Origin of the sequence: Bosea sp. Tri-49 (assembly GCF_003952665.1) — a bacterium.
Taxonomy (GTDB): Bacteria; Pseudomonadota; Alphaproteobacteria; order Rhizobiales; family Beijerinckiaceae; genus Allobosea.
Map to the genome: position 1 here is coordinate 5,419,825 of NZ_CP017946.1, position 17,898 is coordinate 5,437,722.

A 17,898-nucleotide genomic window follows, 5' to 3' on the forward strand; every position below is an offset into this window, starting at 1 on the left:
AGCGACACGTGTGAACGACGGCAGAGGGTGGAGGCTGCAACCGCGAGGTAAACCGCATTAGCCGAGCCCTCCGGTGACACAAAGACACTCGCCATGGGGCGCTCCAGAGCCGCCGAATGAAGTTCTCTAGCCTCCACTGCAAAATTGCGGAATACGGATTGTGCTCTCCTTATAGGTTGGATATCTCTCGTCAGGGTTGTGATGGGGATGCTGAAGTTCGTGACGCACCGGATGGCGTCGTGACCGGATCTGCCGACAGCATCCCGGTCTGGAGTCTCGGCCACGACGATTTCAGCAACATCTGAGCGTCAACCTGCACCGGGCGCAGTCTCCTTTGCCCGGTGTTATGTCTCCTTGCTGTGTGAGTTTCCGCGTTGAGCCGACCGGCTTCGTCTTCCGCTTCGGCCTCGATCGTGTCGTCGGCGCTGGCGTCGTGCCGGGGCTCGTTCGTGGTGGTTGGTGTCTTCTCCGGCGTCATCAACCTCTTGATGCTGGGCGGTTCGTTCTACATGCTCCAGGTCTATGACCGGGTGCTGAGCTCGCGCAGCGTCCAGACGCTGATCGGCCTGTCGCTGTTGCTGCTCGCCGCCTATGTGCTGCAGGGCTTTTTGGACGGTATCCGCGTCCGGCTGCTCGCCCGGATCGGCGCGCGCTTCGACGAGGCGGTCTCGCCGTCTGCCTTCGCCGCGGCCCAGAAGCTGCCGCTGCTCGGCTTCAAGTCCGAGCAGGCGCTGCAGCCGATCCGCGATCTCGATCAGCTCCGCGGCTTTTTATCCTCGCTCGGCCCGACCGCGCTGCTCGACATGCCCTGGCTGCCGCTGTTCCTGGCCGGGGCCTTCTTCCTGCACCCCTGGCTCGGCTGGCTCGTCGTTGCCGGCGGCCTCGTCATCGTCCTGCTGACCTGGCTGACCGAGTTGAAGAGCCGCGAGGCGACCAAGGCGCAGCTCACGAGCGGGGCGGCCCGGCAGGCGGTCGCCGAGGCGAGCCGGCGCAATGCAGAGGCGCTGACCGCGATGGGCATGGCCCCTGCCTTCCAGCGCAAATGGCGCGAACTCAACCTGCGCCATGTCCGCGACTGGCTCGCCGGCTCGGACGCGACCAGCGGCATCGGCGCCTTCGCAAAAGTCTTCCGCATGGTGCTGCAATCGGCGGTGCTTGGCCTAGGGGCGTACCTTGCCATGCACAACGAGATCTCGGGCGGGGCGATGATCGCCGCCTCGATCATGGCCTCGCGCGCGCTGGCGCCGATCGAGATCGCCGTCGCGCATTGGAAGGGTTTTGTCGGCGCGCGCCAGGGCTTGAAGCGGCTGCGGCAGGTGCTCGACTCGCCGGCTTTCGCGGATGTCGAACGCACCACCCTGCCGGCGCCGCGCCATGAGCTCATTGCCGAAGGGCTGATCGTCGCAGCGCCGGGCAGGCAGGCGCCTATCCTGCAAGGCGTCTCGCTGTCGCTCAAGGCCGGCCAGGGCCTCGGCATCATCGGGCCGAGCGCGTCCGGCAAGTCGACGCTGGTCCGGGCGCTGGTCGGGGTCTGGCGCCCGCTCAAGGGCGAGGTCCGGCTCGACGGCGCCGCGCTCGGGCAATGGGAGCAAAGCGAGCTTGGCCGCCATATCGGCTATCTGCCGCAGGACATCGAGCTGTTCGAGGGCACGGTGGCGCAGAACATCGCCCGCTTCGATCCAGATGCGGATGACGAGGCGATCGTCGCGGCTGCGCAGGCAGCCGGCGCGCATGAGCTGATCCTGCGGCTCGAGCAGGGCTACGACACCCGCATCGGCGAGGCGGGATTAAGCCTGTCCGGCGGCCAGCGCCAGCGCATCGGCCTGGCGCGGGCGCTCTATGGCGAGCCCTTCCTCACCGTGCTCGACGAGCCCAACTCCAATCTCGACCATGACGGCGACGAGGCGCTGACCCGGGCGATCCGCGGGGTCCGCGAGCGCGGCGGCATCGTCATCGTCGTGACCCATCGCCAGACCGCGATCGCCGGCGTCGATCACCTCGCGATGATGGCCGATGGCCGCATCCAGGCTTTCGGCCCGAAGGAGGAGATCCTGCAGAAGGTGCTGAAGCAAGGCGGTTTGCCGAATGTTAAACGCCAGCCGGCGGTGGCGTCATGAACGAGACGGGCGCGACCTTGGAGCAGCAGGGCTTCGGACGTTCCTTGCGGGGCCTTGCGCTCGCCGGCTGCGTCGGCCTTGCCCTGTTCGCCGGCACTGTCGGGGTCTGGGCGGTGGCGACGACTTTGTCGGGCGCGGTCATCGCCAGCGGCCAGTTCGTTGTCGACGGCAACGTCAAGAAGGTCCAGCACGCGACCGGCGGCATCGTCGGCGAGCTCAGGGTCCGCGAGGGCGACCGGGTCGAACAGGATCAGGTGGTGATCCGCCTCGACGATACCGTCACCCGCGCCAACCTCCAGGTCGTGGTGAAGCAGCTCGACGAGCTTGGTGTCCGCCGCGGGCGTGTCGAGGCCGAGCGCGCGGGCAAGGACGCGATCACCTTCGTGGCCGATCTCACCGCCCGCCGACACGAGCCGGAGCTCGCCGAACTGATCGAGGCCGAGATGAGCCTGTTCGAGGCCAGGCGCGCCGCCCGCGACGGCCAGAAGGCGCAGCTTTCCGCCCGCATCGCCCAGCTCGGCGATGAGATCGCCGGCCTCAAGGCCCAGCAAAAGGCGCGCGACCTGCAGGCGGTGCTGATCGAGGAGGAGCTCACCGGGATCCGCTGGCTCTATGCCAGGAACCTGGTCGCGCTCAACCGACGGACCGCGCTCGAGCGCGAGGCGGCAAGCCTGGAAGGCCAGAAGGGCCAGCTCATCGCGGCCTTGGCCCAGGCGCAGGGCAAGATCGCCGAGACCAGGCTGCAGATCATCCAGATCGATGCTGCCTTGCGCGAGGAGGTGATGAAGGAGCTGCGCGAGATTCAAGCGCGGAGCGCCGAGCTGGTCGAGCGCCGCGTCGCTGCCGAAGACCAGATGAAGCGGGTCGAGATCCGCAGCCCGAGCTCAGGCTTCGTCCATCAGCTTGCCGTCCATACGGTCGGCGGCGTGATCACCCCGGCGGAACCTGCCATGCTGATCGTGCCGGCAGAAGACGCGCTCCAGGTCGAGGCCAGGATCAACCCGCCCGATATCGACCAGATCGCGCTCGGCCAGGAGGCGCGGGTCAAGATCCACGCCTTCAACCAGCGCACCACGCCGGAGCTTGCCGGCAAGGTCACCCGCATCTCGGCCGACACCAGCCGCGACCAGCAGACCGGCGCGACGTTCTACACCATCCGCGTCTCGATGCCGGCAGCCGAGTTCGCCCGCCTCGGCCAGAACCGCGTCAGTGCCGGCATGCAGGCCGAGGTCTTCGTCAAAACCGAAGACCGAACACCCCTCGAATACATCGTCAAACCCCTCAAAGACCAAATCGCCAAGGCGTTCAGGGAGAGGTAATGTACGCGTTCAGATCGATACATTAGTTAAGCTCACGCAATGCGAGTGCATTGCCTGGATTTGAAGCTGTATAAGTGGTGACCGTCGTTGCTTCGGTCGGCAATGCGCACTTAGAAAAGACGGTGTCTGTTCTAGGGGCGGAAGCATAATGTCCAAATACTCAACGGAATTGCTCGAATTGTCTGCAATGGTCGTCGCAGCCTTCGTTCGCCATAACCGCCTTCCGCAGGCCGATCTTGCCGGTCTCATTGAACAGACCCACGCGGCGCTGGGCCGCCTCGGCCAGGAGCCAGCAGTCGCGCCGGCCGAAAAACCTGTTCCGGCAGTCCCGATCAGGAAATCCGTGACGCCTGACGCCATCTACAGCCTGGAGGATGGTAAGCCGTTCAAGTCCCTGAAACGGCACCTGCGATCGGCTTACGACATGTCGCCGGAGGACTATCGCGCCAAATGGGAGCTACCGGCCGATTATCCGATGGTCGCCCCGAACTATGCCGAAGCGCGCTCGCAGATGGCCAAGAGCCTGGGCCTTGGTCGGAAGAAGGGGCAGGTCGCCCCGAAAAGGCGAAACAGGAAGACCTGACCTAAGCTCCTGCGACAGCTGTGCCGCGGTCCGAGCCATGACTTCAATGCGGACGTGACTGCTTCCTCCCTAGCTGACACCCCGCCGGCTGACGCGGACCTTCCGCTTCGCCTCCTCGATGTCGTGGCAACGGCCGAATTCGGCCGCCGACCGGCTTCTGCCCTTCGACATCGCCCAATGCCATCGTGGCGTGCCGTCCGGAGCGTACTTGTCATGCGTGATAACGGCGATCTTCTCGCCCGTCTCGTCTTCGACATGGAAGAGATGATCGATGTCCGGCCACGTCCGCCGAACCCAAATTCGCGCCGCCATTGCGTGCCTCCCGCCAATCTTATGTTCTTAGTTTGTTCTGGCATGCGGAATCAAGAGCGTATTCGCGCACCAGCGAGCACATATGCTGGAAGTAGACGAAATGGACCGGGAAATGACCGCAGCTTGTCGGGGAGCGCGGCAATAAGCGAGTGGCGCCGGGGGCGTGCTGCGCAACTTTTCCATGCGACGGTGGACGGCGATCGCTCAGTATTCTCTGCCGAGGTCGGTCCGATTCTTGGTGATCAATGGCTGCTGTCTTTAACTAAGCGCAGCGCAGCCAACTGCTCGCAAATCGAGCAAATGGCTGCGAATCCTGATTGCAGACCGTGTTGCGACCACTCCTCACGGCGCGTTGGTCGCAACGGATAAGGCCGCGGAACGCTAGCGGGTACTTTGGACGGTCAGTCAGGGGTTTCGGGCTCGTCGAGCATTTCATGGATCAGCTCGGCCGCCTTCTCCGTTGAGATCCTTTTGACGCCCGAACTCGCAAGCCTATCGAACATTTTCGCCACCGCCGCGATAGCGTCGTGCTCAGCAGCTGAAATGGCCAAAGACGCCTGAGCCAGGGCCGTGTCCCGATTGGCAAGAACGATCGGTGTCGCCGATGAATGCAGCGTCGTCGTAAATCCGTCGATGAGCTCTCTGGCCCGTTCTTCGGGCGTGTATCCCGGCGGAGGACTGATTTGTGTCATTCTGACGCAACCCAATGACGAGACTAAGCTACCGTTCAATGTCCGTGCCATTGTGGGCGACGTGGCGGTGTGAGCTGCATCGTCACTCCAATGTGGCGTCTGCCGCTGCTATCGGGTTGGGCTCGCCATTGCTGACCTCCTGCGTATGCAAGTCACCGAACGGCTTTATCGCGCGTGTAGCCACGGGCTTTCGGAGCCGTTCAGAATTCGCCCCGAGCCGCTCAGGCCAGAAAAGCAAAAAGCGCCGGGAAACCCGACGCTTACATGCTTCTCAAGTTCTAAGATTGTCTGGAGCGGGCGAAGGGATTCGAACCCTCGACCCCAACCTTGGCAAGGTTGTGCTCTACCCCTGAGCTACACCCGCATCCGAGACAGTCGCGCCGTGTTGGCGGCGCGGCCGGGTTATTGCCCCAAAGCGGCGGGAAGCGCAAGCGTCTTGTTGCAGGAATTTCACACAGGCCTACGTCGGGGCCAATTCTGCCCATTGGAATCTGGACTTCCCAGCCTGTCTTTCCGATCTTCCTGCTCCAGCGATGAAGCGGGATCAGCATGGCGAAGGCGGCGGCGAGAGGCAGGATCGAGCGATTCGGGCGCGGGATGCTCCGCGTTGTGTTGAGCTTGGCCGCATTGGTCCTCCTCTCCACGCTGGCGATCGTTGTCGGCGCCCTGCCGCTCGGTTTCGGGCCGGCGCGGCCCGGCGAGCGGAATGTCACGATCTATGTCGCGAGCAACGGCTTCCACAGCGACATCGTGCTGCCGACCGCAAGCGCGGATAAGGATTGGCGGCCACTACTGGCGGCCTCACCGCTGACCGAGCCCTATCGCGACGCGCCCTGGGTCGCCTTCGGCTGGGGGGCCGAGACGGCTTACACCGAGCTCGGCACTTTGGCTGATCTGTCGCTGGGCTTGATTCTGAAAGCCACCGCCTTCGATCGCTCGGTCGTGCATGTCCAGCCGGTGGCGGCGGTTCGGACAGGGACGGATCTACGCAGCTTCACGATCAGCGAAGCGGGCTATCGTGCACTCGTCGGCCATGTCGAGGCCAGCCTCCAGCTGGACGAGGCTGGCGAGCCCGTGATCCTGCCGGGTGTCAGCCATGGAAACGGCGATGCCTTCCTGCGCGGGCGCGATCGCTTCTGGCTGTTGCGCAGCTGCAATGTCTGGGTCGGGGAGGCCCTGCGCAAGGCAGGCCTGCCGGTCGGGCTCTGGACGCCGCTCGTGCAATCGCTCATGTGGTCGCTCGGCCCCGGCGACGCGCTGGAGCGCTGACCAGAGAGCCCGAGCTGCCAGGATGAATTTCGCCCTGCCGATCGATGTCCCAAAGCCGGCGACGCCCGCCGATCTGATCGCCACGCTCGATGCGCTCGGCCTCGCGACCACGCGCATCGACCATGTCGCGGTCTTCACCGTCGCCGAATCGAAGGAATTGCGCGGCAAGGTTCCCGGCCACCACACCAAGAACCTGTTCCTCAAGGACAAGAAGGGGAAGCTCTTCCTGGTCTCGGCGCTGGAGAGCACGCGGATCGACCTGAAGCGGCTGCACGAGACGCTCGGCGCCAGCGGGCGGCTCTCCTTCGGCTCGGCCGAGCTGTTGATGGAGACGCTGGGCGTGACGCCGGGCTCGGTCACCGCCTTTGCCGTGATCAACGATCGTGGCGGGCGCGTCATCATGGTGCTCGACGCGGCCTTGATGAACGGCGAGCGCATGAACTTCCACCCGCTGGTCAATACGGCGACGCTCGGCATCGCGCGCGATGATATGCTGGCCTTCCTGCGGGCCGTCGGGCACGAGCCGATGATCGTTGAACTTCCGGTGCCGCCGGACGATGGACAGAACGGCTGAAGCCACCCATCTATGGGACGGCCCGCTACGGTGGGCATCCGGTTTTCAAGTCGACAGATTGCTAAGCGAAGGACGAGCCATGCTGGTCAATGGCGATGCGGCCCCGGCCAAGGGGATGATCAAGGACACGACGACGCAGGGCTTCCGCCAGGACGTCATCGCCGAATCGATGAACCAGCCGGTGCTGGTCGATTTCTGGGCGCCATGGTGCGGCCCGTGCAAGCAGCTCACCCCGGTGATCGAGAAGGTGGTCAATGAGGCCGGCGGCAAGGTCAAGCTGGTCAAGATGAACATCGACGAGCATCCGGCGATCCCCGGCCAGCTCGGCATCCAGTCGATCCCCGCGGTGATCGCCTTCCAGCGCGGTCAGCCGGTCGACGGCTTCATGGGCGCGCAGCCCGAGAGCCAGGTGAAGGCCTTCATCGAGAAGCTCGTGGGACCGATGGGCCCCGGGCCGGTCGAGGAGGTGCTGGCGGCTGCGGCGGAGGCTCTGGAGGCTGGCGACGCCGCCGGTGCGAGCGAGCTCTATGCCGAGGTTCTGGCCGCCGAGCCGGAGAACGTCACTGCGATCGCCGGAATAGCACGCCTGCATCTCGACGCCGGTGACATCGAGGGTGCCAAGGGCTTCCTCGCCATGGTGCCTGAAGCGAAGGGGCAGGATCCGGCCGTCGCGGCGGTCAGGGCCGCGGTCGAGCTTGCCGAGCAGGCTGCCTCGCTCGGCGACACAGCCGAGCTCGAGGCCAGGGTTGCGGCCAACCCGAAGGACCATCAGGCCCGTTTCGACCTGGCGCTGGCGCTGAATGCCACCGACAAGCGCGAGGAGGCGGTCGACCATCTGGTTGCGATCATCAAGGCCGATCGCAAATGGAACGACGACGGCGCCCGCAAGCAGCTGCTGCAGTTCTTCGAGGCCTGGGGGCCGATGGACGAGCACAGCGTCGCCGGCCGTCGCAAGCTGTCGGTCCTGCTGTTTTCGTGAGGTGGAAGAGGAGCGCGAGCCGATGGGCATGAACGCGGTCTATTCCGGGCCGGAAGACTGCCCGGCAGTGATCCCGCTGTTTCCGCTCGCGGGCGCGCTGCTGCTGCCGCGCGGCCAGATGCCGCTCAACATCTTCGAGCCGCGCTATCTTGCCATGATCGATGACGCGCTGCGCACGCACCGCGTCATCGGCATGATCCAGCCCGAACCGGAGAACGGGCGCCAGTCGCAGGTGCCGGCGCTGCTCCAGGTCGGCTGCCTCGGCCGCATCACCCAGTTCGCCGAGACCGGGGATGATCGCTACGTCATCACGCTCACCGGCGTCGCGCGCTTCCGATTGGAGGAGGAGCTCTCCGTCACCACGCCTTACCGTCAGGCCCGTATCGCCTATGACGGCTTCACGGTCGATTTCCAGGCGCGCGCCGGCGAGGAGGAGGTCGATCGCGCCGCGCTGCTCAAGGCGCTGCGCAGCTTCGCCAAGGCGAACGAGCTCAAGATCGACTGGAAGGGCGTCAACGAGGCGCCGAACGAGGCGCTGGTCAACGCGCTCTCGATGATGTGCCCGTTCGGCCCCCCCGAGAAGCAGGCGCTGCTGGAGGCGCCGAGCCTGAAGAGCCGGGCCGAGGTGCTGGTCGCGATCACCGAGATCGAGCTCGCGCGGGGTGGTTCCGACCCGGACACGACGCTGCAGTGAGCATCGCTTCCCAGCCTGTTGCCGATGAACTGCCGGTAACCTACCCGCCGCGGCGCTCGATCGTCGCCTGGATATTCTTCGACTGGGCGGCACAGCCCTTCTTCACGCTGGTCACCACCTTCGTCTTCGCGCCGTTCTTCGCGTCGGCCCTGGCGAGTGATCCGGCGCAAGGGCAGGCGCTCTGGGGCTATGCGACCGGCCTCGCCGGGCTCGCCATCGCGCTGCTCTCGCCGCTGCTGGGCGGCATCGCGGATAAGACCGGGCCGCGCAAGCCATGGATCGCCGTGTTCGGCGCGATGCTGGTCGCGGGCTCGGCGATGCTCTGGTATGCGAAGCCCGGCTCGCTCTGGGCGGTGCCGATCGCACTTGCCGGCTTCGTCATCGGCACGATCGGCGCGGAATTCGCGACGACCTTCAACAATGCGATGATGACGCGGCTGGTGCCGCCGGAGAAGCTCGGGCGGCTCTCGGGCACCGGCTGGGCTGTCGGTTATCTCGGCGGGCTGATCTCGCTGGCGCTGACGCTCGGGCTTCTCGCCGCCGATCCGCAGACGGGCAAGACCCTGGCGGGCCTATCGCCACTGTTTGGGCTCGATGCCGCCGCCCGCGAGGGCGATCGCTTCTCGGGGCCGCTGACCGCGCTCTGGTTCGTGATTTTCGTTACGCCGATGTTCCTGCTGACGCCGGATACGCCGCGCAGCGGCGTTCCGCTGAAGGAGGCGGCCGCTGGCGGCTTTGCGCGGCTCAAGGCGACGGTGGCAGAACTGCCGTCACTACCCGGGCTCGGCCGCTTCCTCCTTGCCAACATGATCTATCAGGACGGGCTGGTCGCGCTCTTCGCCTTCGGCGGCATCTATGGCGCCGGCGTCTTCGGCTGGCAGACGATCGAGCTCGGTGTGTTCGGTATCCTCCTGACCGTTACCGGCACGCTCGGCGCCTTCCTCGGCGGCAAGCTCGATGATGCCGTCGGGGGCAAGCCCGTGATCCTCGGCGCGATCGCCTGCCTGCTTTTCGCTTGCCTCGGCATCCTCTCGCTCGGGCCGGGACAGGTCGCCTTCGTGATCGAAGCTGCACCGGCGACACTTGGCGACGGCCTCTTCGCCTCGCTGCCTGAGAAGGTCTATCTGGGCTTGGGCCTGTTGATAGGCCTCGTTGCCGGGCCCCTGCAGGCATCGTCGCGCAGCCTGCTCGCCCGGGTCGCACCGCCGGCAAGGATCGGCGAGTTCTTCGGCCTGTTCGCTCTGGCCGGCAAGGTGACCTCGTTCCTAGGGCCGACACTTGTCGCGCTGGCGACGACGATCTTCGCCAGCCAGCGCGCGGGTCTGGCGGTGCTGATCGGGTTCTTCCTGCTGGGCGGCTGGCTGCTGGCCGGGGTGAAGGTCAGGCGGCTCTAGCTCATAGCGCGGCACCATTGCGGACTCCGGCTGGCAGCAGGCGCGCTATCGTGCCTCTCAGACAGCCGGATTGTGTGGGAGGACGGCGTGCGGATCGTGGAGATGGACGCGCCCGCAGGGCAGGGCGCCCAGCCGAAGCAGGTGGTGGCAGGCGAGACGATCACGACACCGCAGGCGGTGCTGAAATGGTACGAGATCGCTGAAGCCGGCACCGATGCTGGGATCGTCGCGCTGGCGCGAGAGGCAGCGGAGGGGTTTGCGGCCGGCCGGCACGGCGAGGTCGGCTTCGCCATCCTGCATCGCTGCGGCGAGCATTTTCATTTCCTGCTGCTCTGCACCTGGCGGGGCACCAACGAGCTCTGGGAAACAGTGCAGTTCATCGATGAGGGCATGGCGGCGTTCGCGCCGTTCGACGCTCCCCATGCCCATCGCGGGACGTTCTGCATCTGGGAGATGACGGCGGTCTCGCATGAGACCGCGGTGTGGCGAAAGTTCCTGCTCTCGCCACGCCGCGAAGCCGATCTCGAAGCCTATTTGCGCAGCCGTTATACCGGCGAGGCGTGAGCGCCGCCGACGTGCCTTACGGCAGCGCCTTCAAATACCTGACCGGCCGCCCCGGCGCGGCTGCGTTCGCTGCGTGCACGATCGCGTTCGCGTCGATGCCGAAATGGCGGTAGAGGTCGGCGACTGTGCCGGTCTGGCCGAAATGCTCGACGCCGAGCGCCTTCTGCCGGTGGCCGTGGACGCTGCCGAGCCAGGCCAAAGTCGCCGGATGACCGTCCAGCACCGAGACGATGCCGCAATCGCGCGAGAGCTCGCCGAGCAGGCGTTCGACATGGCTGGTCGCCGCATGATTGCCGCGCTGGCGCGCCCGCTCGGCCGCCTGCCAGCCGGCATTGAGCCGGTCGGCCGAGGTGATGGCGAGCAGGCCGACATCGCGCCGGTCCTCAGCCAGCAGGCCGACGGCCTCGATCGCTTCGGGCGCGACGGCTCCGGTATAGGCGATCACGACGGAGGCGTTCGGGCCGGGCTTACGCAGCCAATAGGCGCCGTCGATGATGTCGCGCTCCAGCTCAGGGGTCATGGCGCGCTTGGGTTGCTCGACCTGGCGGGTCGAGAGCCGCAGATAGACCGAGCCACCGGTCTCGTCGCGTAGCCAGGTGCGCTCGTCCGGATCGCCCTCGCCATCCTTCTGCAGGTATTCGAACGACCAGCGCATCATCACGGCGAGCTCGTCGACGAAGGCCGGCTCGAAGGCGCAGAGCCCGTCCTGGCTCATGCCGATCAGCGGCGTCGCGATCGACTGGTGCGCGCCGCCCTCTGGCGCCAGCGTGACGCCGGCCGGCGTCGCGACGACCATGAAGCGGGCGTCCTGGTAGCAGGCATAGTTCAGCGCATCGAGGCCGCGCGAGATGAAGGGGTCGTAGAGCGTGCCGATCGGGATCAAGCGTTCGCCGAAGATCGAATGCGACAGGCCGAGCGCCGAGAGGTTGATGAACAGATTCATCTCGGCGATGCCGAGTTCGATATGCTGGCCCTTGGGAGAGAACTCCCATTTCTGCATCGAGGGGATGCGCTCGTCCTTGAAGGTGTCGGCCATCGATGCCCGCGCGAACAGGCCGCGCCGGTTTACCCAGGGGCCGAGATTGGTCGAGACGGTGACGTCGGGCGCCGTGGTGACGATGCGGTCGGCGAGCGGCCCACCGAGCTTGGCCAACTCGTCGAGCACCTTGCCGAAGCCCATCTGGGTGGACATCGTCGCCTGGATGCCGGCTTCGAGCTTGGCCGGGACTGGCAAAGCAGGGGACGAATGGCGACGGCGGCCCTTGGCGAAGAAGGGCACCTTGTCGAGGAAGGCGCGGATCTCCTTCTCCGGCAGCGTCAGCCCCTCGAACAGATCCCATTCATGGCCGGGGCGGACCTTGTTGGCGGTCTTGAACCCCTCCATCTGCTCCTTGGTCATCAGCCCGGAATGGTTGTCCTTGTGCCCCGCCAGCGGCAGACCGAAGCCCTTGACCGTGTAGGCCAGAAAACAGACCGGCCGGTCGTGGTCGATAGCCTCGAAGGCTTCAAGGATCGAGGGCAGGTCGTGCCCGCCGAGATTGCACATCAGCGCCGAGAGTTCGGCGTCCGAGCGCTTCTCGATCAGCTTGGTCACCGGGCCCTGATCGCCAAGATCGTCCATCAGCCGCCTGCGCCAGGCGGCGCCGCCCTGGAAGGTCAGGGCCGAGTAGAGCTGGTTCGGGCAGGAATCGATCCAGGCCTTCAGCCGCTCGCCACCCTTTTCCTTGAAGGCGGCCTGCTGCAGCGAGCCGTATTTCAGCGTGACGACATCCCAGCCGAAATTCTTGAACATCTGCTCGAAGCGGTCGTAGAGGCCCTCGCGGATGACGGCGTCGAGCGACTGGCGGTTATAGTCGATCACCCACCAGGTGTTGCGCAGGCCATGCTTCCAGCCCTCCATCAGGGCCTCGAAGATGTTGCCCTCGTCGAGCTCGGCATCGCCGATCAGCGCGACCATGCGGCCCTCGGGCGTGTCCTTGGCCCAGCCATGCGCCTTCACATAGTCCTGGACCAGCGAGGAAAAGAGCGTCTGCGCGACGCCGAGGCCGACCGAGCCGGTCGAGAAATCGACGTCGTCGATGTCCTTGGTGCGCGAGGGATAACTCTGCGCGCCCTTGTAGCCGCGGAAATTCTCGAGCTTCTCCTGCGTCTGCAGGCCCATCAGATAGTTGATGGCGTGGAAGATCGGCGAGGCGTGCGGCTTCACCGCCACCCGGTCCTGCGGCTTCAGCGCTGCCATGTAGAGCGCCGTCATGATGGTGGCGAGGGAGGCCGAGGAGGCCTGATGGCCGCCGACCTTCATGCCATCGCCATTGTCGCGCAGATGGTTGGCGTTGTGGATCGTCCACGACGCGAGCCAGAGAATCTTTTTCTCCAGCTCGGCGAGGATGGGCAGGCGAGGATCGGACATCGAGACGCTCCTTGGATGGAAGCATCATGCACAATTGCCTTGGGGAAGGCAGCTAAAGACCGTCTCGCCGGCTTACGGAATTGGCGGTTTCCGCTAAGCTTGCCTGGTGAGGCGAGGGAAAATGCCAGAGTTCAATCTCGACGATATCGACCGCCGCATCGTCCAGGCCTTGCAGGCGGATGGGCGCATCAGCGTGCAGGAGCTGGCCGGCAAGGTCGGGCTGTCGCCGAGCCCCTGCGCCAGGCGGGTGCGCCTGCTGGAAGAGGCCGGGATCATCGAGGGCTATGTCGCCATCGTGAACCAGGAGAAGCTCGGCCTTCCAGTTTCGGTCTTCGCCTCGATCAAGCTGGAGCGGCAGCGCGAGGAGGAGCTCGACCGCTTCGCAGCGGCCGTCTCGCGCTGGCCCGAGGTCGCCGACTGCTACCTGATGACGGGGCAGCGCGACTATCTGCTGCGCATCATCGTCAGTGACCTTGCCGCCTATGAGCGCTTCCTCAAGGACAAGCTGACGCGGCTCGACAATGTCGCCTCGATCGAATCGAGCTTCGCGCTCGGGCGGGTGAAGCGCTCCTATTCGGTGCCGGTCGAGCTCGGGCGAGGCTAGCCGGTTCGTCCGTTTCCGAAGCGCGTCCGGTATTCGCCCGGCGCCACGCCATAGCGGCGCAGGAAGGCGCGGCGCAGGCGCTCGTCGTCGCCGAAGCCGGTGCGGACTGCGACCTGCTGGATGCCGAGCTCGCTTTCTTCCAGGAGGTCGCGGGCGAGATCGAGCCGGACCGCCTCGACAGCCTTAGCCGGGCTGACGCCGGTCTCCTGCACATAGACTCGGGCGAAATGGCGTGGGCTCATCGCCATGATGCGGGCGAGTTCCGACACCGAGAGGTCGCCGGCGGCATGTTTGCGCATATGGGCGTGCAGATGCTCGAAACGGCCAGCGGCATCGCGCGACTGGCGCTGCAGCTCGCCGCTGAACTGCGACTGGCCGCCGGGGCGCTTCAGGTAGAGCACGAGGTCGCGCGCCAGATCGAGCGCCGCCTTGCGGCCGAGATCCTCCTCGACCATGGCGAGCGCCATGTCGATCCCGGTCGAGACGCCGGCCGATGTCCAGATCCTGCCATTGCTGACGAAGATCGCGTCCGGTTTGACGGTGGTCGCGGGGTGGGCCGCGCCGAGCCGGTCGGCATATTCCCAATGTGTCGTCGCCTCGCAGCCGTCGAGCAAGCCGGCGGCGGCGAGGATGAAGGCGCCGAGGCAGATCGAGCCGACGCGGCGGACCTTGCCGCTCTGATCGCGCAGTAAGTCGAGCAGCACCGCCGAGCCGGCCGCGTCCAGCGCCGAGCGGCCACCTGAGACCAGCAGCGTATCGATCGGCCGGGTCGCAGCCTCGGCGAGGGTGATGCTCGGCAACGGCACCCCGGCATCGGTTTCGACCGGGCCGCCATGCTCCGAGGCGAGGGTGATCTCGTAGACAGCGCTGCCATTGGCGCGCTTTGCGTCGTTGAAGACCTGCAGCGGCCCGGTGACATCGAGCAGCTTGGTGCGTGGGAAGAGCACGATGACGACGCGGATCAGCGTTGTGGCTGTCATGGCAGAAAACGAGGTCATGTTGTCATTTATGACATCGCCTGATCATGGCATCCAGTCCCTATCACTGGAGGACAGACGCCATGTTGCAACTTCGGCCGAACTGCGAACTCTGCGACTGCGACCTGCCGCCAGCCTCGCTGGAGGCGCGCATCTGCAGCTATGAGTGCACTTACTGCGCGGAGTGCGCCGAGCGGGTGCTGGAAAATGTCTGTCCGAGCTGCGGCGGCGGCTTTGTGCAGCGACCGATCCGGCCCGTCGGCGATTGGGGTGGGCTCGGCCTCGGCCTTGCCAACCGCCCCGCCTCGACCGAGCGCCATCGCTCGCAATGGACACAGGAACAGCGGCGCGAGCGGACCGAATTGCTGCGCAGCGTGCCGCCCGAGAACCGCTGACGGAAGCGCTGAACCTCAGCGGCGCTCGAAGTCGCGATGGACGTCATGGGTGACGATCCCCGCGCCATCCGGCGGGATCGTCAGCCAGTCCTTGCGGGTCAGCGTCTGCTTGGTGTCTTCATAGCCGGAATGCCAGTGATCCTTCATCGAGGTGCGCGAGAACTCGTGGTCCTTGGCGTGGCTCTCATAGCTTTTCTGCTGGTAGATCAACTGCAGGATAGTATGCTCGGGGATCAAGGCGAGCTCGTCGCGGAGCTTGCGGTCCTCCTCGCTCAGGGCATCCTCGGGGATGTGGGTGAGGGCTTCATGGGTCTTCTTCTTCCAGCCCTGAAGAGTCTGGAACAGGTCGGTGACCATGCGGGTGCGCGAGGAATACATGATGTCCTTGTGCCGCCCCATCACGTCCTGCATCGTGCGTGGCATCGGGCCGCGTGACGAGAACAGATCGACCTGGAAGATCAGCGAGTTCAGCGTGTCGTCCTGGTTGAGCAGGTGTGACAGCGGCGTGTTCGAGACGATGCCGCCATCCCAGTAGTGCTCGGTGCCGATCTGCACGGTCGGGAAGGCCGGCGGCAGCGCGCCCGAGGCCATGACATGCTCGGGCGTGATCTCTTCCAGCATGTTGTCGAAGTAGACGAAGTTGCCGGAGAGCGCGTTGACGGCGCCGACCGAGAAATGCGTGCGCTTTTCGTTGATCAGGTCGAAATCGACCAGCTCGAGCAGGGTCTCGCGCAAGGGCGAGGTGTCGTAGAAGCTGGTCGCGTCAGTGGCGCCGGCTGGCGCGAGCCAGGCGCTGGTGCGGCGCGGCTCGAAGAAGCCGGGCTGGCCGAGCACCGTGGTCATGAAGGACGAGGTCGCGTTGCGGGCCTGGCGAAAGATGTCGCCCTCCGGCGTGAACCACCAGACCTTGCGGTCGGTGATGCGGTTCCAGAAGGTCTCCAGCCGCTCGAGCCGGCGCTCGCGCGGATTGCCGGCGATCAGCGCGGCATTGATCGCGCCGATCGAGACACCCGAGACCCAGTCAGGGGCGATATCGGCTTCGTGCAGCGCCTGATAGACGCCGGCCTGATAGGCCCCGAGCGCGCCACCGCCCTGAAGCACGAGCGCAACGCGGTCGCAGCGCTCGGGACGCCAGCCGAGATGGTGCTCGGTGGAGGACGGGGACGGCGCAAAAGGGGCGTTCATGGCGCGGATTCCGTTCGCTCGGTCTGTGGGGAGAGCTGGATTTCGCCCATGTCTGATGGGCAGGCGGTGACAGGCATGTGACGCGGGCAGGATTGGATATCGGTGTCACGTCCCCGTCAGACAAGCTTCATCGCCCCGTCAGCTTGCTCTTCCACCTCAGCGGCATGGACCTTGCGACGCAGCATCGCGTCGTGTTCGCGCGGCTGGAGATCAAAAGCATGCTCAAGGGCAAGACCGCCGTCGTCACCGGCTCGACCTCGGGCATCGGCCTCGCAATCGCCCGCGCTTATGCGGCCGAGGGCGCCAACATCGTCATCAACGGCTTCGGTGAGCCGGGTGCTATCGAAAAGGAGCGCGCCGGCATCGAGGCCGATTTCGGGGTGAAAGCGCGCTACTCGCCGGCCGACATGGCCCATGGCGGCGCGATCGCTGCGATGATCGCTGAGGCAGAGGCTGAATTCGGCGGCGTCGACATCCTGGTCAACAATGCCGGCATCCAGTTCGTCTCACCGGTCGAGGAGTTCCCGGTCGAGAAATGGGACGCGATCATCGCGATCAACCTCTCGGCCGCCTTCCACGCCATCCGCGCCGCGCTGCCGGGGATGAAGCAGCGCAAATGGGGCCGGATCATCAATACGGCTTCCGCCCATGCGCTGGTCGCCTCGCCGTTCAAATCGGCCTATGTCGCCGCCAAGCACGGTATCGCTGGCCTGACCAAGACGGTCGCGCTCGAGGCGGCGACCTTCGGCGTCACCGCCAATGCGATCTGCCCCGGCTATGTCTGGACGCCGCTGGTCGAAAAGCAGATCCCCGAGACCATGGCGGCGCGCGGCCTGACCAAGGAACAGGTCATCAACGACGTGCTCCTGCATGCCCAGCCGACCAAGCAGTTCGTCACCAGCGAGGAGGTGGCGGCACTCGCTGTCTTCCTCGCCTCCGATGCGGCAAAGTCGATCACCGGTGTCATCCTGCCGGTCGACGGCGGCTGGACCGCGCAGTGAGGACTTCGCCATGAACCGCAAAGACATCCTCGACCTGCCCTCGATGCCGCTTGCCGGGCCGAGCTATCCGGCCGGGCCGTACCGCTTCATCGACCGCGAATACATGATCATCAGCTACGAGACCGATCCGGAGCTGATCCGCCATCACCTGCCCGAGCCGCTGATGCCGATCGCGCAGCCGGTGGTGCACTATGAATGGATCAAGATGCCGGATTCCTCCGGCTTCGGCACCTATACCGAGACCGGCATCGTCATCCCCTGCCTATTCGGCGAGGAGGAGGTCAGCTTCGTCTCGCAGATGTATCTCGATATCGAGCCGCCGATCTCGGCCGGCCGCGAGATCTGGGGCTTCCCGAAGAAATACGCCCATCCCAAGCTCGAAGTGGTCAAGGACACGCTGACCGGCACGCTCGAATATGCCGGCCAGCAGGTCGCCATGGGCACCATGGGCTACAAGCACGAGAGCCTCGCCGGCAATGGCGTGAAGACCACTGCGATGCTGACCAAGACGCAGGTCAACCTGAAGATCATCCCCGGCGTCGATGGCGAGCCGGAGATCTGCCAGCTCGTCGCGCTCAACCTGACCGACATCACGGTGAAGGGCTCCTGGATCGGCCCGGGCCGGCTACACCTGATCCCGCACGTCAATGCACCGGTCGCCGACTTGCCGGTGCGCAAGGTGCTCGGCGCCCATCACTTCATCGCCGACCTGACGCTGCCGTTCGGGCGGAAGATCCACGATTACATGAATGGGTGAGGCCCGCCGGCCGTCATTCTTGGGCGGAGCGAAGCGCAGGCCCGAGAATCTCATGGCGAGAAGGTGCTGGCT

General features: G+C 65.6%; 18 protein-coding genes and 1 tRNA gene. 13 read left to right on the top strand and 6 right to left on the bottom strand.

The genetic code is table 11. The features are described from left to right. The first annotated feature begins 449 nt into the window (after positions 1 to 449). From BLM15_RS26105 to BLM15_RS26115, 3 genes are all read left to right on the top strand, one after another. Positions 450 to 2,117 (top strand): type I secretion system permease/ATPase, encoded by a 1,668-nt coding sequence (locus BLM15_RS26105; protein WP_236846436.1) that lies wholly within the window; start codon positions 450 to 452, stop codon positions 2,115 to 2,117. Beyond that, a complete protein-coding gene (locus BLM15_RS26110) occupies positions 2,114 to 3,436 on the top strand; it encodes an HlyD family type I secretion periplasmic adaptor subunit (protein ID WP_126115481.1) in 1,323 nt (440 codons plus the stop codon). The genes BLM15_RS26105 and BLM15_RS26110 overlap by 4 nt, the downstream gene beginning before the upstream one ends. Positions 3,437 to 3,584: 148 nt before the next feature. Then, positions 3,585 to 4,019 (top strand): Ros/MucR family transcriptional regulator, encoded by a 435-nt coding sequence (locus BLM15_RS26115; protein WP_126115482.1) that lies wholly within the window; start codon positions 3,585 to 3,587, stop codon positions 4,017 to 4,019. 69 nt (positions 4,020 to 4,088) lie between these two features. On the opposite strand, the gene BLM15_RS26120 is transcribed toward BLM15_RS26115, so the two are convergent. From BLM15_RS26120 to BLM15_RS26130, 3 genes are all read right to left on the bottom strand, one after another. Next, positions 4,089 to 4,331, bottom strand: coding sequence for a hypothetical protein (locus BLM15_RS26120; RefSeq protein WP_126115483.1), 243 nt, complete (start codon positions 4,329 to 4,331; stop codon positions 4,089 to 4,091). Positions 4,332 to 4,732: 401 nt separating this feature from the next. After that, positions 4,733 to 5,023 (bottom strand): hypothetical protein, encoded by a 291-nt coding sequence (locus BLM15_RS26125; protein WP_126115484.1) that lies wholly within the window; start codon positions 5,021 to 5,023, stop codon positions 4,733 to 4,735. Between the two features lie 289 nt (positions 5,024 to 5,312). Continuing rightward, positions 5,313 to 5,387, bottom strand: a tRNA-Gly gene (locus tag BLM15_RS26130). Between the two features lie 263 nt (positions 5,388 to 5,650). On the opposite strand from BLM15_RS26130, the gene BLM15_RS26135 reads away from it, so the two are divergent. The 6 genes from BLM15_RS26135 to BLM15_RS26160 all read left to right on the top strand — a co-directional run bounded on the left by BLM15_RS26135 (position 5,651) and on the right by BLM15_RS26160 (position 10,497). Then, positions 5,651 to 6,292, top strand: coding sequence for a TIGR02117 family protein (locus tag BLM15_RS26135; RefSeq protein WP_164547647.1), 642 nt, complete (start codon positions 5,651 to 5,653; stop codon positions 6,290 to 6,292). Between the two features lie 22 nt (positions 6,293 to 6,314). Next, the gene (locus BLM15_RS26140; protein WP_126115486.1) at positions 6,315 to 6,866 is read left to right on the top strand and encodes a prolyl-tRNA synthetase associated domain-containing protein; all 552 of its coding nucleotides are present in this window, start codon (positions 6,315 to 6,317) and stop codon (positions 6,864 to 6,866) included. Positions 6,867 to 6,945: 79 nt separating this feature from the next. Continuing rightward, the gene (gene trxA / locus BLM15_RS26145; protein ID WP_126115487.1) at positions 6,946 to 7,845 is read left to right on the top strand and encodes a thioredoxin; all 900 of its coding nucleotides are present in this window, start codon (positions 6,946 to 6,948) and stop codon (positions 7,843 to 7,845) included. Between the two features lie 22 nt (positions 7,846 to 7,867). Continuing rightward, complete coding sequence (locus tag BLM15_RS26150) at positions 7,868 to 8,539, top strand: LON peptidase substrate-binding domain-containing protein (RefSeq protein WP_126115488.1); 672 nt, start codon at positions 7,868 to 7,870, stop codon at positions 8,537 to 8,539. A 2-nt stretch (positions 8,540 to 8,541) separates the two neighbouring features. Beyond that, a complete protein-coding gene (locus BLM15_RS26155) occupies positions 8,542 to 9,933 on the top strand; it encodes an MFS transporter (RefSeq protein ID WP_442859473.1) in 1,392 nt (463 codons plus the stop codon). A 102-nt stretch (positions 9,934 to 10,035) separates the two neighbouring features. Then, positions 10,036 to 10,497: a hypothetical protein gene (locus BLM15_RS26160; protein WP_126115490.1), complete on the top strand. Its 462-nt coding sequence runs from the start codon at positions 10,036 to 10,038 to the stop codon at positions 10,495 to 10,497. 16 nt (positions 10,498 to 10,513) lie between these two features. On the opposite strand, the gene BLM15_RS26165 is transcribed toward BLM15_RS26160, so the two are convergent. After that, complete coding sequence (locus BLM15_RS26165) at positions 10,514 to 12,907, bottom strand: transketolase-like TK C-terminal-containing protein (protein WP_126115491.1); 2,394 nt, start codon at positions 12,905 to 12,907, stop codon at positions 10,514 to 10,516. 121 nt (positions 12,908 to 13,028) lie between these two features. On the opposite strand from BLM15_RS26165, the gene BLM15_RS26170 reads away from it, so the two are divergent. Beyond that, positions 13,029 to 13,511: an Lrp/AsnC family transcriptional regulator gene (locus BLM15_RS26170; protein ID WP_126115492.1), complete on the top strand. Its 483-nt coding sequence runs from the start codon at positions 13,029 to 13,031 to the stop codon at positions 13,509 to 13,511. Here the strand turns inward: BLM15_RS26170 and BLM15_RS26175 are convergent. Then, on the bottom strand, positions 13,508 to 14,509 hold the full coding sequence (locus tag BLM15_RS26175; protein WP_206438573.1) for a GlxA family transcriptional regulator: 1,002 nt from the start codon (positions 14,507 to 14,509) through the stop codon (positions 13,508 to 13,510). The two genes, BLM15_RS26170 and BLM15_RS26175, sit on opposite strands and share 4 nt — an antisense overlap. A 62-nt stretch (positions 14,510 to 14,571) precedes the next feature. On the opposite strand from BLM15_RS26175, the gene BLM15_RS26180 reads away from it, so the two are divergent. Next, entirely contained in the window at positions 14,572 to 14,883 is a 312-nt protein-coding gene (locus BLM15_RS26180; protein ID WP_126115493.1) for a DUF1272 domain-containing protein, read from the top strand. A gap of 15 nt (positions 14,884 to 14,898) precedes the next feature. Here the strand turns inward: BLM15_RS26180 and BLM15_RS26185 are convergent, their stop codons facing one another. Continuing rightward, on the bottom strand, positions 14,899 to 16,068 hold the full coding sequence (locus BLM15_RS26185; protein ID WP_126115494.1) for a patatin-like phospholipase family protein: 1,170 nt from the start codon (positions 16,066 to 16,068) through the stop codon (positions 14,899 to 14,901). A gap of 218 nt (positions 16,069 to 16,286) precedes the next feature. Between BLM15_RS26185 and BLM15_RS26190 the strand changes: the two genes are divergently transcribed. Next, positions 16,287 to 17,069 carry a 3-hydroxybutyrate dehydrogenase gene (locus BLM15_RS26190; protein ID WP_126115495.1) on the top strand — a complete coding sequence of 261 codons (783 nt, stop codon included), beginning with the start codon at positions 16,287 to 16,289 and terminating at the stop codon, positions 17,067 to 17,069. Between the two features lie 10 nt (positions 17,070 to 17,079). Then, positions 17,080 to 17,826: an acetoacetate decarboxylase gene (locus tag BLM15_RS26195; protein ID WP_126115496.1), complete on the top strand. Its 747-nt coding sequence runs from the start codon at positions 17,080 to 17,082 to the stop codon at positions 17,824 to 17,826. The last annotated feature ends 72 nt before the right edge of the window (positions 17,827 to 17,898 follow it).

Excerpts from the sequence above, each read along its gene's own strand:
- BLM15_RS26185 (WP_126115494.1), bottom strand. The coding sequence starts at position 16,068 with ATGAACGCCCCTTTTGCGCCGTCCCCGTCCTCCACCGAGCACCATCTC.
- BLM15_RS26180 (WP_126115493.1), top strand. The coding sequence starts at position 14,572 with ATGTTGCAACTTCGGCCGAACTGCGAACTCTGCGACTGCGACCTGCCG.
- BLM15_RS26195 (WP_126115496.1), top strand. The coding sequence starts at position 17,080 with ATGAACCGCAAAGACATCCTCGACCTGCCCTCGATGCCGCTTGCCGGG.
- BLM15_RS26165 (WP_126115491.1), bottom strand. The coding sequence starts at position 12,907 with ATGTCCGATCCTCGCCTGCCCATCCTCGCCGAGCTGGAGAAAAAGATT.
- BLM15_RS26120 (WP_126115483.1), bottom strand. The coding sequence starts at position 4,331 with ATGGCGGCGCGAATTTGGGTTCGGCGGACGTGGCCGGACATCGATCAT.
- BLM15_RS26115 (WP_126115482.1), top strand. The coding sequence starts at position 3,585 with ATGTCCAAATACTCAACGGAATTGCTCGAATTGTCTGCAATGGTCGTC.
- trxA (WP_126115487.1), top strand. The coding sequence starts at position 6,946 with ATGCTGGTCAATGGCGATGCGGCCCCGGCCAAGGGGATGATCAAGGAC.
- BLM15_RS26170 (WP_126115492.1), top strand. The coding sequence starts at position 13,029 with ATGCCAGAGTTCAATCTCGACGATATCGACCGCCGCATCGTCCAGGCC.
- BLM15_RS26150 (WP_126115488.1), top strand. The coding sequence starts at position 7,868 with ATGGGCATGAACGCGGTCTATTCCGGGCCGGAAGACTGCCCGGCAGTG.
- BLM15_RS26125 (WP_126115484.1), bottom strand. The coding sequence starts at position 5,023 with ATGACACAAATCAGTCCTCCGCCGGGATACACGCCCGAAGAACGGGCC.
- BLM15_RS26140 (WP_126115486.1), top strand. The coding sequence starts at position 6,315 with ATGAATTTCGCCCTGCCGATCGATGTCCCAAAGCCGGCGACGCCCGCC.
- BLM15_RS26190 (WP_126115495.1), top strand. The coding sequence starts at position 16,287 with ATGCTCAAGGGCAAGACCGCCGTCGTCACCGGCTCGACCTCGGGCATC.
- BLM15_RS26160 (WP_126115490.1), top strand. The coding sequence starts at position 10,036 with ATGGACGCGCCCGCAGGGCAGGGCGCCCAGCCGAAGCAGGTGGTGGCA.
- BLM15_RS26110 (WP_126115481.1), top strand. The coding sequence starts at position 2,114 with ATGAACGAGACGGGCGCGACCTTGGAGCAGCAGGGCTTCGGACGTTCC.
- BLM15_RS26175 (WP_206438573.1), bottom strand. The coding sequence starts at position 14,509 with ATGACCTCGTTTTCTGCCATGACAGCCACAACGCTGATCCGCGTCGTC.